The organism is Streptomyces nogalater, assembly GCF_039532885.1.
Taxonomy (GTDB): domain Bacteria; phylum Actinomycetota; class Actinomycetes; order Streptomycetales; family Streptomycetaceae; genus Streptomyces; species Streptomyces nogalater.
In genome coordinates this window covers 56,918-71,348 of the sequence record NZ_BAAASM010000036.1, presented here as the reverse complement: position 1 = coordinate 71,348, position 14,431 = coordinate 56,918, and the positions used below count along the sequence as shown (strand labels likewise).

Genomic DNA, 14,431 nt, shown 5'->3' with positions numbered 1-14,431 from the left:
TGCGGGCGGGGCATCCGTGCCGGATCATGGCGGGCATGTCCGCGAACCCACACGACGCCCTGCCGATCCGGCTCCACGTCGACGATTCCGACTCACCGTCCGACGTCGTCGACGCGCTGTTCCTCGGCCGCTTCGCGACGGGCGAGCAACCGTACTCGCACGCGGTGAACATCGACCGCGTCCGCTCGGGAGCGACCCTGCTGCCGGAGGGCGCCCGAGTGCTGCGGGTGGCCCGCGACGACGACCGCAGCGCGACCCTCGCCGAGGGGGACGGCTGGACCCTGCTGGTCTCCCGCTGGAACCGGGGCGCGGACGTGACGGTCACCGCGACCAGCGCCGATCTGGCCGAACGGATCCTCGGGCAGGCCACGGACGGCGCGGCCGACGAGCCGGAACCGCAGCCGGAGAACGTGACGATGGGGTTCTGGTACGTCTCCCCGCGGCGCGGCCCGCACCGCACCACCCGGCAGATCTCCGCGGGCACCTGGGAGGAGGTCCGGGCCAACTACACGGCGCCGGTGGCCGATGCCATGGACCGGCTGATGCGGACGACGCCCGACGACATCGCCGGCCGGCTGCTGCTGCTCCACGGCCCGCCGGGCACCGGCAAGACCTCCGCGCTGCGCACGCTGGCCCGTTCCTGGCGGGACTGGTGCCAGGTCGACTGCGTCCTGGACCCCGAGCGGCTCTTCTCCGACGTCGGCTATCTGATGGACATCGCGATCGGCGAGGACGACGGCGCGGGCAAGGGCCGCTGGCGCCTGCTGCTGCTGGAGGACTGCGACGAGCTGATCCGCGGCGAGGCCCGGCACACCGCGGGCCAGGCCCTGTCCCGGCTGCTGAATCTCACCGACGGCCTGCTCGGCCAGGGCCGCAACGTGCTGGTCGGCGTCACCACCAACGAGGACCTGGAGCGGCTGCACCCGGCCGTGGTCCGCCCCGGCCGCTGTCTGGCCCGGATCGAGGTGGGCCCGCTGACCCGCCCGGAGGCGGTGGACTGGCTCGGCACCGAGCAGGGCATCGGCCGGGAGGGCGCGACCCTGGCCGAGCTGTACGCGCTGCGCCGGGGCACCGCGCCGACATCGGTGCCGGGGGCCCGGGAGGGCGCGGACGCGGGGCTGTACCTGTGAGCACGGTTCGGATGAGCGCTGTCACGGCGAGTGCTTTCATGGGTGTATGACCCTGTATGTCGGCACGTCGGGGTGGCAGTACAAGGACTGGCGGGACCTCGTCTATCCGGCCGGGGTGCCGGCGCGGCGGTGGCTGGAGGAGTACACCCGGCTGTTCGCGACCGTGGAGATCAACAACGCGTTCTACCGGCTGCCGTCGTACGACACCTTCGCCGGGTGGCGGGAGCGGGTGCCGCCGGACTTCGTGGTCGCGGTCAAGGCCAGCCGGTTCCTCACCCACGTCAAGCGGCTGAAGGAGCCCGAGGAGCCGGTGCACCGGCTGCTGACCCACGCGGCGGGGCTCGGCGACCGCCTGGGCCCCGTCCTCCTCCAGCTCCCGCCGACCCTGCGCGTCGATGCGGCCCTGCTGGACGCCTGCCTGGCCTGTTTCCCGCCCAATGCGAGGGTGGCGGTCGAGCCCCGGCACGAGTCCTGGTGGACCGGCGAGGTGCGCGAGGTGCTGGAGTCCCGTGACGCGGCCCTGTGCTGGGCGGATGTCCTGGCCCGCCCGGCCGGGCCGCTGTGGCGCACCGCCGGCTGGGGCTACGTCCGCTTCCACCAGGGCCGCGCCCGGCCCTGGCCGCGCTACGGGCGGCGCAGCCTGGAGACCTGGGTGGACCGGATCGCGACGACCTGGCCCGACGGCCGGGACGTGTACGCGTACTTCAACAACGACCCGGGCGGCGCGGCGGTACAGGACGCGGTGGTGTTCGGCGGGGCGGCGCGCCGGGCGGGGCTGACGGTGACGAGAACACCGGAACCGGCGGAACTCCGGTAGCCGCCCCGCCCGGCTGCCCGCCGCGGGTGCGCGCCCCGGCCCGTTCTTCCCGCCGCCTCGGCCGCGGGGCCCGGCGGTGCCGGGCTCCCCTCAGCCCTCCCCGTAAGCCGCCCGCAGGGCCTCCCGTACGGCGCTCAGCGCCTCGTCCTCGTCGAGCCCGAGCCGCCGGACCCGCCCGGCGTACGCCTGGGCGGCCGCGGATGCCTCCCGCTCCGCGGCCGAGCCGGCGGCGGCCACGAACGTGCCGTTGCGCCCCCGCGTCTCGATCACCCCGTCGCCCTCCAGCGCCCGGTACGCCTTGGCCACCGTGTTCACCGCGAGCCCCAGTGACTCGGCCAGCCCCCGCACGGTCGGCAGCCGGTACCCCACCGGGAGCGCCCCGGAGCGCGCCTGCTCGGAGATCTGCGCCCGCACCTGCTCGTAGGGGGGCGCGCTGTCGTCGATGCGGATCTTCAGGCTCACGGGGCCGATTGTCCCGCACCCGCCGGAAAATGGGAGGCAGCCCGGCATCCCGGCCTCGTACGGTGCGGTGCCATGACAGTCCTCGTGCGTGACCTGCGCCCCCAAGTCCCCGCCGACGCGGAGGGCTTCGCCCGGGTGCGCCGCCTCGCGCTGCCGTACATCCTGTTCACTCCCGACTCGGTGCGGCACACGGCCGCCCATGTCCACCCCGACGCCCGTTTCCGGCCGCTCGTCGCGGAGGAGGACGGGGAGATCATCGGCACGGCGCAGGTCCACCTGGTCCACGACAGCCCCGAGCCGGGCCAGGGCGTCCTGAACATCTACGTCCGCCCCGACCGGACCGGGCGCGGGGCCGGCCGGCTGCTGGCGCGGGCCGCCGAGGAGTACCTGACGGACCTGGGCGCGACCCGGCTGCTCGCCTGGGCCCTGGACGAGCCGGCCAACCGGGCGTTCGCCGAGCGGCGCGGCTACCGGCCGGGCCGCAGCGCCGACTTCCTCCGGCTGGACCTGGCGCACGGCACCCTGCCGCCGCTTCCCGGGACCCCGCCCGGAATCGAGCTGCGGACGGCCGCCGACTTCGCGGCCGATCCCCGGCCGCTGTTCGAGCTGGACGCGGAGACGGTGCGCGACGAACCGGGCGATGTGGACACCGAGTTCTCGGACTACGACGCGTGGGTGGAGGAGGTCTGGCACCACCCGCTGCTGCACCGGGAGCTGACCGTGGTGGCCTGTGCCGGCGGCCGGCCGGTCGCCTTCAGCGTGGCCTACACCGACGGCGGCACCGGCTACTCGACGGCGATGACCGGCACCGTCCGCTCCCATCGCGGCCGCGGCCTGGCCAAGCTCGTCAAGACCCACTCCCTGTACCGGGCCCGTGCCGCCGGTCTCGCCGAGGCGTTCACGGGCAACGACACCGGAAACGGTCCCATGCTCGCGATCAACAAGTGGCTCGGGTACGAAATCCGCGCGCGGGAGGTGCGCTACGTCCGCGAACTCGGCTGACCGGGCCGAGCGGTCGGAGGCCGTCCTGCTCGGCGGCCCGCGCATCGCGGTCCGCTTCCGGGGCACCAGCACCCCTGTGCGTGTTCCCGTTCTTCAGTCCCGGAGGGTGACACACGCCACTGACGGTACGGACGTGACAGCCGCCACTGACAAACCGGCACTGATGAGGAAATCTCCCCGAAAACGTCTACCTCCGTGACAACACGGAACCCGTAGGCATCGAAGGAGGCAGCGATGCGCCGTATGACCGTGCAGAAGAAGCCCCTGAAGCGGACGGACAGCCGCCGGATGGCCGAGGAGGCGGAAGAGACCCCGGCGGGACGGCCGGAGGTGCGCAAGGACATCGCGCGCACCTGGTGGCCCGACGCCTGACCCGACGGACTGCTCAGTCCAGCAGCTTGCGGTAGTGGAAGCGGTCGTAGGGGCCGTCGATCCGGCGGGCCACGACCTCGTAGCCGTAACGCGGATAGATCTCCTGGTTCTCCCACATCATCGCGTTCGTGTAGAGCCTGATCTCGCCCAGCCCGAGGGCACGCGCGTGTGCGTCGACGAAGCGCAGCAGGCGGCGGCCGACGCCCGTGCCGTGGGCGCGGGGGTGGACGGCGATGCTGTCCAGGAAGAGGTGGTCGGCGAACGCCTCGACCACCACCAGGCCGACGACGGGCTCGCCGGTGACGAACACCTTGCCGGCCGCCACGTCCGCCGCGTGGTCGGCCTCCATGGGCTGGGGCACGACCCCGATGCGCTCGATGTAGGGGTGGTAGGCCGCGTCCGTCACCGCCCGCACGGCGGGTACGTCCCGCGTGCCGGCCGGCCGGACCTGTTCCGTGCCGCTGTGGTCTATGTCGATCATGCCGCGCACGTTATCCGCCCGAGCAGGGTGGAGGCTCCGGGGCCTGTCCGGCGGCTCGGACCGGACAGGCCCCGGCGGCGGCTCAGCCGAGGGCCGAGGCGCAGGTGGTGGCGGTGGCGTGGGCCGGGTCGAGGGCGTTGGCCACCTCGTGGAAGGCGATGCGGTCGAACAGGCCGATCGCGAGGTGTTCGGACAGGTCGAGCGGGCAGAGGTCCTGGAGCAGGACGTTGCGGACGCCGGTGCCGCTCAGGTACTGGGTGCGCCAGGGGGTGACCACCTCGTCGTACCTGGTGGCGATGACGGTGTAGCGCACGCCGGGGACGGTGTCGCCGCCCGCGTTGAGCTTGGTGAGGAAGTCGGAGCCGACGATCTGGTCGGCGAGGCCGGGGGTGGTGGCCTTGAGCAGGTCCTCGGCGCCGGGGAAGTACGGCAGCAGGTTGGTGAGGCCGACCAGGTCGGTGCCGTGGTTGTCGGGGGCGATGCCGACGAGGGCGTGCACCTTGGCCGCTCCGCCGAGGAACTTCAGGTAGTAGCGGGGCATCATGCCGCCCTGGGAGTGGCCGACCAGGTCGGCCTCGGCGGCTCCGGTCGCGGTGAGCACCTTGTCGATGAACGCGGACAGCTGCCCGGCCGACTTGTCGATGGGGCCGAGACCGTGGAAGAGGGGCACGCCGGGGAGCCGGCCGTAGTCGAGGGAGTAGACGCAGTACCCGCGGCTCGTGAGGTACGGGGCGAGGCCGAGCCAGTTGTCGACCGAGTTGCCGAAGGTTCCGTGGACGAGGACGACGGGCCGGGGATGGGCGGCGGACGGCTTGCACGAGTAGTCGTTCCAGCCACTGCTGGGGGCACCGGCGTCGGAGGCGCTGGCGGTGGCGGCCGGTACGGCGGCGACGGCGACGGCGAGCAGGAGCGCGGCGAGCGGTCTGAGCACTCGCTTCCAGGGCAGCATCGTGTGATCTCCTTGCGGCTCAAGGGGAGGTGCACGGCCTAACCCTGTGATCCGGATCACGGGATGCTGTTCACTGGTCAAGTTACGGTCGGGTAGTCCGGCTGTGAAGTTACGCGTCAGTAAAAACTTGCAGTGCTAACCAGGCCGGGGAGGCGCGCGGCGGGCGGGTCACGCCGCCAAGGTGCCCGGGAACGCCGCGCGGGGGCCGAACTTCGCTCGGGCCCGGTCCGCCGTTTCCTCGATGCGGCGGACCTTCTCGTCCACGGGGTCGAAGGTGAGCTGGTGGGCGGCCTGGTCGGCGGGGGTCAGGTCCTCGGCGCGCAGGGCCAGCGCGCGGACCCGGGCGCGTTGCAGGCCCAGCGCCTCGTACATGCCGTAGGCCGTCCGGGTCAGGGCCGCCGAGTGCGCGGTCGGCTCCTTCAGGGCGCGGCTGCGGGTGGTGCCGGACCGGTCGGCGTAGCGCACGGTGAGGGTCAGGGTGCGGCAGACCTTCTCCACCGCGCGCAGCCGGGCGCCGATCTCCTCGGCGGCCGACAGCAGCGCCCCACGGTGCCGAACGGGGTCCAACTCGTCGAGGGGGAAGGCCCGTTCCGTCACCAGCGAGCGCGAGACGGCGTTCGGCACGACCCGGCCGCGGTCGATGCCGCTCGCCTTCTCCCGCAGTTCCCGGCCCGCCCGCGCGCCGATCAGCCGCTGGAGCGTGGACAGCGGCGCGGCGGCGACCCGGCCCAGGGTGTCCAGGCCGTACTCGTCCAGGGTGCGGGCGGTCGCCGCGCCGACGCCGGGCAGCGCGGTGACGGGCTTGCCGGCGAGGAACTCGGCGACGGCGTCCGCCGGCACCGCGCGGGTCGCCCCGGGCCGGGCCTCGCGCAGCGCCACCCGGGCCAGCAGCGGGCCCGGCCCGGCGCCGATCGCGCAGTCGACGCCGTACCGGGCGAGGGCCCGTACCCGGATCACCGAGGCCAGTTCCACCGCGTCGCGCCCGAAGTACCGCTCGGCACCGCGCAGATCGGCCAGCGCGCCGTCCGGCGGCAGCGCCTCCACCACCGGGGTGAACTCCTCCAGCAGCCCGAGCAGCCCCGGCAGGGCGGCCTCGTACATCGGCGGCAGCTGGAAACGTACGCAGAGAATGGTCATCCCGCACTCCCCGGACTCTGGTGCCACAACTTCCGTACCGCCGCCGGACCTCGCGCGGCGTCCTCGCCCGCGGGCCGCAGATCGGCCCAGGGGTGCATCTCGTATCCCGTGGGCATGCGGATCGTCCGGTCCGCCATCGGGTCGCGGGCCGCGGAGCCGGCCGGCGCGGGCAGCCCCTCGGACCCGGCGACCCGGGTCCGGAACGGACCGCCGTCGCCCTTCGCCGGGAACCCGTCCGTACCGGACGGTCCGGCCAGCCGGGCCGCGACCCCGTCGAGCCCCTCCGCGCGCCGCACCTCCACCAGGTCGGCGAGGTTCCAGGCGGCGGAGCCGACCACGCTGAGGCTGCGCGGGCCGCGCCGCTGCACCACCCCGCGCACCAGCAGCAGCCAGGAGTGGAAGACGGTGTGGGCGCAGGCGTCGTGGGAGTCGTCGAAGAAGGCCAGGTCCACCAGCCCCGTGCCGTCGTCCAGGGTGGAGAAGACGACCCGCTTGCCGGAGCGGATCGGCGGGGTCTGGGTGGCCGCCTTGGCGCCCGCGACCAGCACGGTCTCCCCGTGCCGGGCCGCGCGCAGCCGGCGCGCGGAGACCACGCCCAGCTCCGCCAGGAACTCCCGGTGGTCGTCCATGAGATTGCGCGAGGCGTCCATGGACAGCACGCCCAGCTCGGCGCTGAGCCGTTCCGCCGGGGTCAGGTCCGGCAGCCCGGCCGGCGCGGTCTTCCGGCCGCCGGCCAGGGGGAGTTGGCCACCGCCGCCGCCCCGGGCCCCCCGGTGCAGTTCGGACAGGTGCAGTTGCAGATCGCGCCGGTTGGCGCCGAAGGCGTCCAGCGCGCCCACCTGGGCGAGCCGCTGGGCCAGCGGGCGGCTCGGCCGGGCCCGCTCCCAGAAGTCCACCAGCGAGGAGTACGGCTGGCCGTCCGCGATCCGCCGCGCCTCGGCCTCGCTGATGCCGTGGACGTCGCAGAGCGCGAGCCGCAGCCCCCACCCCCCTGATTCAGACACCAGTTCGATCCGGTGGGCGACGCCGGAGACGTTCACGTCCAGCGGCAGGATCGGCACCCCGCGCCGCCGGGCGTCGGCCAGCAGCAGCCGCTTCGGGTACATCCCCGGGTCGTGGGTGAGCAGCCCGGCGTAGAACGCGGCCGGGTGATGGGCCTTCAGCCACGCCGACTGGTAGGTGGGCACGGCGAAGGCGACGGCGTGCGCCTTGCAGAAGCCGTACGACCCGAAGGCCTCCACGATCTCCCAGGTCCGCCCGATCGTCTCCGCGTCGTACCCCCGGGCCGCCGCCCGCTGGGCGAACCACACCCGGATCCGGCCCTGTGCCCCGGGGTCGGACAGCCCGCGCCGCACCCGGTCGGCCTCGCCCCGCCCGCAGCCGGTCATGACGGCGACGATGTCGATGACCTGCTCGTGGAAGACGACGACCCCGTACGTTCCCTTCAGCGGCTCCTCCAGGTCCGGGTGCGGGTAGCGCACCGGCGCCCGACCGTGCCGCGCCTCGATGAACGGCCGCACCATGTCGGCGGCGACGGGACCGGGCCGGAACAGCGAGATGTCCACGACCAGGTCGTGGAAGGTGCTCGGCTGGAGCCGCCCCACCAGGTCCCGCTGGCCGGGCGACTCGATCTGGAAGCAGCCCAGCGTCTCGGCGGACCGGATCAGCCGGTAGGTCTCCGGGTCGCCCGGCTCCACCGCGTCCAGGTCGATCCGCTCCCCGGTGGCCCGTTCCACCTCGGCGACCGCGTGCGCCATCGCCGACTGCATCCGCACCCCCAGGACGTCCAGCTTGAGCAGCCCGAGGTCCTCCACGTCCTCCTTGTCGAACTGGGCCATGGGCAGCCCCTCGCCGCTGGTCGGCACCACCGGCGTACGGGTGAGCAGGGAGGCGTCGGACAGCAGCACCCCGCACGGGTGCATGGCGACCCCGCGCGGCAGCGCGTCGAGCGCCTCGACCAGCTCCCACAGCCTGCCGTACTTCTCCTTCTCCCCCGCGAGCCGCCGCAGTTCGGGCAGTTCCGCCAGGGCCGCGCGGGCGTCGCGCGCCCGGATGTGCGGGAAGGACTTGGCGATCCGGTCGATCTCGGCCGGGTCCATGGACAGCGCGGCGCCCACGTCCCGGATGGCGTGCCGGACCCGGTAGGTCTCCGGCATGGCGACGGTCGCGACCCGCTCGGCGCCGAACCGGCCGATGATCGCCCGGTAGACCTCCAGCCGCCGCGCGGACTCCACGTCGATGTCGATGTCCGGCAGCACCACCCGCTCCTTGGACAGGAAGCGTTCCATCAGCAGCCCGTGCTCGACCGGGTCGGCGTGCGCGATCCCGAGCAGGTGGTTGACGAGCGACCCGGCCCCGGAACCGCGGGCGGCCACCCGGATCCCCATCGCGCGGACGTCGTCGACCACCTGGGCGACCGTCAGGAAGTAGGAGGCGAAGCCGTGGTGGGCGATGATGTCCAGCTCGTGGTGGACGCGTTCCCAGTAGGCGCGCCGCCCGCCGTAGCCGAGCCGCAGCATGCCCGCCGCCGCCCGTGAGGCGAGCGCCCGCTGGGCGGTGCGCCGGCCGGCGCCGACGAGGTGCGGCTCGGGGAAGTGCACGCTGCCCATGCCCAGGTCGTCCTCGGGGTCGACCCGGCACTCGGCGGCGGTGGCGAGGGTCTGGTCCAGCAGCCGGTGGGCGGCCCCCCGCCGGTATCCGGCCGCCTCCGTGATCCGCTCGGCGGCGTCCAGCATGGCCGGAGCGTCCTTCAGCCAGGCCGCGCCGGAGTCCAGCTCCCCCCGGGGGTCGATGGGCACCAGGCGCCGGGCCGCGTCCAGCACGTCGGCCACCGGCCCCTGCCCGGGGTCGGCGTACCGGACGGCGTTGCTGAGCACCGGCCGCACCCCCTGCTCGGCGGCGAACCCGACGGTACGGGCCGCCAGCCGCAGGGAGCCGGGGCCGGTGCCGGTGCCGGTACGGCCGTGCCAGACGGCCTCCAGGCGCAGCGCGTCGCCGTACACCTCGCGCCACGGGGCCAGCAGGACGGCCGCCCGGTCGGGCCGGCCGGCGGCGAGCGCCCGGCCCACGTCCGAGTCCGGGCCGAGCAGCACCACCAGTCCGTCGCCCCGGTTGCCGGCCCACGGCAGCAGCGGGGTCCCCCCGCCCGCGTGCGCCGCGGTGACGAGCCGGCACAGACCGGCCCAGCCGCGGGCGCCGTCCCCGGCGAGGAAGGTCACCCGGGGGTCCGACTCGTCCACGAAGGCGCCACCGCGCACCGGGCTGCGACGCTTGTCCCGGCGTACGGGCTCCCTCGGCGCCACCGCCAGGTTCACCCCGAACAGCGGGCGGACGCCCGCCCCGGCGCAGGCCTTGGCGAAGCGGACGGCACCGGCGAGGGTGTCGCGGTCGGTCAGCGCGAGGGCGTCCATGCCCCGCTCCGCGGCGCGCTCGGCCAGCCGCTCCGGGTGGGACGCCCCGTACCTCAGGGAGAACCCGGAGACGGTGTGCAGATGCGCGAAGCCCGGCACACCCACCTCCCGCACACGTGACCCCGAAACGACTCTCGAACATCAGTTCCCTACTGCTCTCCCCACCATACCTCCATTCCCGAACATGTGTACGACACCCGTCCAACCGCCTCCGACCTGCGCAAACAAACACCGCGACCACACGGCGAAGCCCCCGCACACCGGAGCGTGCGGGGGCCGGGCCGGAAGGGGGGCGCGTCAGAAGACGTGCACTCCGTAGGCGCTCAGCGCCTCGGTGACCGGCTGGAAGAACGTCGTACCGCCGGAGGAGCAGTTGCCGCTGCCGCCCGAGGTCAGGCCGTAGGCGGTGGTGCCGCCGTACAGCGGGCCGCCGGAGTCGCCGGGCTCGGCGCACACGGTGGTCTGGATCAGGCCGGAGACGATGTCGCCGCCGCCGTAGTTGACCGTGGCGTTGAGCGCGGTGACCCGGCCGCTGTGCGTACCGGTGGTGGATCCGCGCCGGTAGACGGTCGTGCCCACCGACGGCGTGGCCGCGCTGGCGATGTCCTGGCTGCCCACGGCGCCCGACTTGGCCACCGAGCTGTTGGTGTAGCGCACCAGGCCGTAGTCGTTGCCGGGGAAGCTGGACCCGGCCGTGGTGCCGAGCGTGGTGGTGTGGGAGGAGTTCGACCACCAGGTGCCCGCGCCGTCGGTGCAGTGCCCGGCGGTCAGGAAGAAGTAGTTGCCGCTGGCGTCCTGGACGTTGAAGCCCAGCGAGCAGCGCCAGCTGCTCGCGTAGATGGCGTCGCCGCCGGAGATCAGCTTGTTGAACTTGCCCGGCGTGTGCTTGATCACCAGGGCGTCCGCGCCGGCCCCGGCCTGCTTCTTGATCTTGGCGATCTCGGCCTGGGACACCGTGCTGTCGACGGTGACGACGACGCGGTTGGTCTTGGCGTCCACCGCCCAGGCCGTGCCCGGGACGTCGGCCTTGAGGACGGAGTCGCTCGCCTGGGTGAGCTGGGTGGCGCTGAAGGCGGGGGCGTCACTGGCGTTCGCGGTGGGGGCGGCGAACGCCGCCGCGGCCAGGAAGCCGGTGGCCACGGCCGTCAGCCGGGTCCGTCTCGTGGTGCCGCGGGGAGTGGTGCGCTTGATCCTCACTTTTCGTTCCCCTCCAAGGGAAGTCGGGGGCCCGCGTGGGGTCGGGGCCCGTGAGGCGCAGCCAGGAGCCCGACCGGGTTGCGATGTACATGCCCCTGACAAGCGCTGGGGTGGAGTATTCGGCCGAACGGCCGGTCGGCACAAGGGTGCCTTTCGGCCGTCGGCCCGGAACCACCCGAACGCCCCCCGAAGCGGCACCGGTCCGGCCCACACCCCTGGGGCGGGACCGGCCGGCGCGCCACGGCTCAGCCCAGCCGGCGCTCCCCCGCCTCCACCGCCACGTCCAGCGTGTTGCCGGGGGCCGGCAGGGGGCAGATGAAGTGGCCGGCGAAGGCGCACGGCGGGAGCTGTGCGCGGTTGAAGTCGACGAGGGTGCGCCCCTCGGCATCCGGAGCCGCCGGGAAGAGGAAGCGGAACCGGAAGCTGGTGTCGCCGCTGGTGGCGTCGGCGAACACCGCCCACAGGCCGCCGTCCGCCCGCCGCGCCACCTTCAGCCTCCGCTCCCGGCCGGCCAGCGGGAAGGCCAGCTCACCGGCGAGGTCGAAGCCGCGCTCGCGGCCGTCGGCGTTGCCGAGCCGGATGGTGCGGGTGGTGTCGTACGGCGTGAACCGGCCGGGCACCGACCAGCGGGGGTCGTAGGGGCCTGCCTCGATGCCCCGGAAGGCCCGCCGGGCGGGGGATGCGGGATCGTACACCCGTACGCCCCACACGCCCTCGCGCACCAGGACGACCAGCCGCTTCTCCCCCAGCGCGACCCGCGCCCCGGCCTCCGGGCCGCTGTCGGCGGCCAGCCGGGTCTCGCCCGCGAAGGGCCGGCCGGCCACGGTCAGGCCGTCGGCCTCGGCGGCGGTGAGCACGACCCCGTCCCGCTCCGCCACCCACTTCCCGGAAATGTCCGGAAGTCGACCATCCGGATAGTCCTCGATCCAGTGCGTCGCGGTCAGCGCGAGCGGGCCGTAGGGCGCCGAGACGCTCTCCACCCGCTCCTCGTGCCACCGCTTCCAGGCGTCGGACGCGTCCGTCGTCATCTCATCGGTTCCTTTCCTCTGTGCCCTCGGCGGTCGTCTGTGCCCTCGGCAGTCGTCGTCAACGGCCGTCATCGGCCGTCCCTCCCGGCACCCCGAGATGGGAGCGGAGCGTGCCGCCGCGGTATTCCGTGCGGAAGGCGGCACGTTCCTGGAGCAGCGGCACCACCCGGTCCACGAACTCCTCCAGCCCGTCCGGGAGCTGCGGGGCCAGCAGGAAGCCGTCGGCGGCCCCCTCCTCGGCGTACCGGTGCAGATCGGCGGCGACCGCGTCGGGCGTGCCGACGAAGGACGGCCGGCCGCTCGCCTCGATCACGGTCTCCCGCAGGGAGAGCCCCTTCTCCTCGGCCAGCGCCCGCCAGCGCGCGGCGAGCGCGCGCGTACGGCGGTCCCGGGTGCGGGGCTCGGTCCGGGGCAACGGGCCGTCGGGGTCGTATCCGGACAGGTCCGTTCCCCAGATCCGCTCCACCGCGTGCAGCGCGTGGCGCGGGGTGACCAGCCGCCGTCCGATCCCGGCGGCCCGCTCCTGCGCCTCGGCCGCGGTGTCCCCGAGGACGACGGTGATCCGGGACATCACCTTCAGGTCCCCGGGGGCGCGGCCGTACGCCGCCAGCCGCCGTTTGACGTCGGCGTAGCGGGCACGGGCCGGTTCCGGCGGGGCGTGCCGGACCAGGAGTACGTCGGCCCAGGCCGCGGCCGGCTCCCGGGCCCGCCCGGACTCCCCGGACCGGATCACCACCGGGTGGCCCTGGGGCGAGCGGGGCAGGCCGAACTCGCCCGCGATGTCGAAGTGCCGGCCCCGGTGGGCGAACGGCCGGGGCACCCCCTCGGGGCTCCAGGAGTCCCATAACGCCCGTGCCGCCAGGACGAGTTCGGCGGCCCGGCCGCAGGGGTCCGCGTGGCCGGCGAAGCGGTGGTCGGCGCCGGTGCGGGGGTCCGCCGAGACCGCCACCCGCCAGCCCGCCCGGCCCGCGCTCAAGTGGTCCAGGGTGGCCAGCCTGCGGGCGAGTTCGTACGGCTGGGCGCAGGCGGCGTCCACGGTGGCGGCGAGGCCGAGCCGGGTGGTGACCCCGGCGAGCGCGTTCAGTACGGCGATCGGCTCCGGCCCGCCGGCCGGGACCGGCTCGTGCGGCCGTCCCCGGTGTTCGGGCAGCGGCGGCTCCTCGTCCAGCAGGAGGAAGTCGAACAGGCCGCGCTCGGCGGCGCCGGCGAGCCGTTCGTAGGAGGCGAACGCGATCCGGGAGCCCGCGCGGGTACCGGCCCACACGGCGTCGGACCCGAGGCCGGCCGGGTCGTCGGCGTCCGGGTCGGCCAGGCACGCGCCCGGTGGCACGGCCGCCAGGTACAGCTGTCGTGCGGTCATGACGCTCTTGGGGGAACGGCCGACGCCCCGGGCGCGGCGTACCGGTTGGCGGGCCGGGCCAGGCCCAGGTGCTCGCGCAGGGTGCTGCCCGGGTAGAAGGTGCGGAACAGGCCGCGGTGCTGGAGCAGCGCCACCGTGCCGTTGACCAGCCGTTCCAGATCGCGGCGCGGTTCGACGGGGACGAAGTGGAAGCCGTCGGTGATGCCCTTGGCGTGCCAGGAGGTCACCAGCTCCGCGAGGTCGACGGGGCCGCCCCGGTACAGCGGACCGTGCACGGTGGGACGCGGCCCCCCGCCCCCGTGGCCCGGCTCGGCCGCGTGCTCGCCGTCGCCGAGGTCCACCAGCAGGCTCACCAGCACCCGCAGCGTGTCCGGGTCCCGCCCGGACGCCCTCGCCTGCTCCCGCAGCCGGTCCCGTACGCCCGCGGCCTGGGCGGGTGAGACCGCCCGGACCAGGGCCACGTCGGCGTGGCGGGCGGCGACCGTACAGGCGTGGGCGTCGGTGGCGTCGACCACGCGGACGGGGTGGCCCTGCGGCGGCCGGGGCACGGTCGAGGGCCCCCGGACCGAGAAGCCGGTGCCGGTGAAGTCGACGCGGTGCACCCGGTCCCCGTCGAGGAAGCGGCCGGTGGCCGCGTCCCGGATCTCGGCGCCGTCCTCCCAGCTGTCCCACAGCCGGGCGGCCACGTCGGCGACCTCGCCCGCCTCCCGCCACAGAGCGCCGGCGGGCGCCGCGGAGCGGCGGCCGAACAGCCGGGCCTCGCTCTCGGTGCCGGACACGTCGATCCGCCAGCCGGCCCGGCCCCGGCCGACCCAGTCCAGGGTGGCCACGGCGGCCTGCACCCGGAAGGGCTCGGTGTGGGTGGTGGTGACCGTCGGCACCAGTCCGATCCGCCGGGTCGCGGGCGCCACCCGGCACAGCACGCCGAGCGCGTCGGGGCCGGGCCGGGCGAAGGAGTCGTCCAGCGTCACGAAGTCCAGCCCGCCGCGCTCGGCGAGCCGTGCCAGAGCGGCGAACGCCCCGCCGTCGAACACCCCGGGCAGGTCGAGCGCGGCGGCGAGATGTACCAGCCCCCTCATGCCGGCC

General features: G+C 74.6%; 13 protein-coding genes. 4 read left to right on the top strand and 9 right to left on the bottom strand.

The window, feature by feature from the left end; genetic code table 11:
• Window positions 1-35 precede the first annotated feature (35 nt).
• Window positions 36-1,130: a DUF5925 domain-containing protein gene (locus ABD350_RS23690; RefSeq protein ID WP_344350298.1), complete on the top strand. Its 1,095-nt coding sequence runs from the start codon at window positions 36-38 to the stop codon at window positions 1,128-1,130.
• Between the two features lie 46 nt (window positions 1,131-1,176).
• Entirely contained in the window at window positions 1,177-1,947 is a 771-nt protein-coding gene (locus ABD350_RS23685; protein WP_344350297.1) for a DUF72 domain-containing protein, read from the top strand.
• Window positions 1,948-2,037: 90 nt separating this feature from the next.
• Here ABD350_RS23685 and ABD350_RS23680 read toward each other — a convergent pair whose 3' ends face one another.
• The gene (locus tag ABD350_RS23680; protein WP_344350296.1) at window positions 2,038-2,409 is read right to left on the bottom strand and encodes a GntR family transcriptional regulator; all 372 of its coding nucleotides are present in this window, start codon (window positions 2,407-2,409) and stop codon (window positions 2,038-2,040) included.
• Window positions 2,410-2,481: 72 nt separating this feature from the next.
• On the opposite strand from ABD350_RS23680, the gene ABD350_RS23675 reads away from it, so the two are divergent.
• Both ABD350_RS23675 and ABD350_RS23670 read left to right on the top strand, forming a co-directional pair.
• Window positions 2,482-3,411 carry a GNAT family N-acetyltransferase gene (locus tag ABD350_RS23675; RefSeq protein ID WP_344350295.1) on the top strand — a complete coding sequence of 310 codons (930 nt, stop codon included), beginning with the start codon at window positions 2,482-2,484 and terminating at the stop codon, window positions 3,409-3,411.
• Window positions 3,412-3,645: 234 nt separating this feature from the next.
• Window positions 3,646-3,783 carry a hypothetical protein gene (locus ABD350_RS23670; RefSeq protein WP_344350294.1) on the top strand — a complete coding sequence of 46 codons (138 nt, stop codon included), beginning with the start codon at window positions 3,646-3,648 and terminating at the stop codon, window positions 3,781-3,783.
• 13 nt (window positions 3,784-3,796) lie between these two features.
• On the opposite strand, the gene ABD350_RS23665 is transcribed toward ABD350_RS23670, so the two are convergent.
• The 8 genes from ABD350_RS23665 to ABD350_RS23630 all read right to left on the bottom strand — a co-directional run bounded on the left by ABD350_RS23665 (window position 3,797) and on the right by ABD350_RS23630 (window position 14,424).
• Window positions 3,797-4,264, bottom strand: coding sequence for a GNAT family N-acetyltransferase (locus ABD350_RS23665; protein ID WP_344350292.1), 468 nt, complete (start codon window positions 4,262-4,264; stop codon window positions 3,797-3,799).
• An 82-nt stretch (window positions 4,265-4,346) separates the two neighbouring features.
• Entirely contained in the window at window positions 4,347-5,213 is an 867-nt protein-coding gene (locus tag ABD350_RS23660; protein WP_344350291.1) for an esterase/lipase family protein, read from the bottom strand.
• 168 nt (window positions 5,214-5,381) lie between these two features.
• On the bottom strand, window positions 5,382-6,350 hold the full coding sequence (locus ABD350_RS23655) for a DNA polymerase Y family protein (RefSeq protein WP_344350290.1): 969 nt from the start codon (window positions 6,348-6,350) through the stop codon (window positions 5,382-5,384).
• Window positions 6,347-9,859 (bottom strand): DNA polymerase III subunit alpha, encoded by a 3,513-nt coding sequence (locus ABD350_RS23650; RefSeq protein WP_344350289.1) that lies wholly within the window; start codon window positions 9,857-9,859, stop codon window positions 6,347-6,349. The genes ABD350_RS23655 and ABD350_RS23650 overlap by 4 nt, the downstream gene beginning before the upstream one ends.
• Window positions 9,860-10,057: 198 nt before the next feature.
• On the bottom strand, window positions 10,058-10,957 hold the full coding sequence (locus tag ABD350_RS23645) for a S1 family peptidase (protein ID WP_344350288.1): 900 nt from the start codon (window positions 10,955-10,957) through the stop codon (window positions 10,058-10,060).
• 245 nt (window positions 10,958-11,202) lie between these two features.
• Complete coding sequence (locus ABD350_RS23640; RefSeq protein WP_344350287.1) at window positions 11,203-11,985, bottom strand: DUF1684 domain-containing protein; 783 nt, start codon at window positions 11,983-11,985, stop codon at window positions 11,203-11,205.
• A 58-nt stretch (window positions 11,986-12,043) separates the two neighbouring features.
• Complete coding sequence (locus ABD350_RS23635) at window positions 12,044-13,345, bottom strand: NtaA/DmoA family FMN-dependent monooxygenase (protein ID WP_344350286.1); 1,302 nt, start codon at window positions 13,343-13,345, stop codon at window positions 12,044-12,046.
• A complete protein-coding gene (locus ABD350_RS23630) occupies window positions 13,342-14,424 on the bottom strand; it encodes an LLM class flavin-dependent oxidoreductase (RefSeq protein ID WP_344350285.1) in 1,083 nt (360 codons plus the stop codon). The genes ABD350_RS23635 and ABD350_RS23630 overlap by 4 nt, the downstream gene beginning before the upstream one ends.
• Window positions 14,425-14,431: the final 7 nt, after the last annotated feature.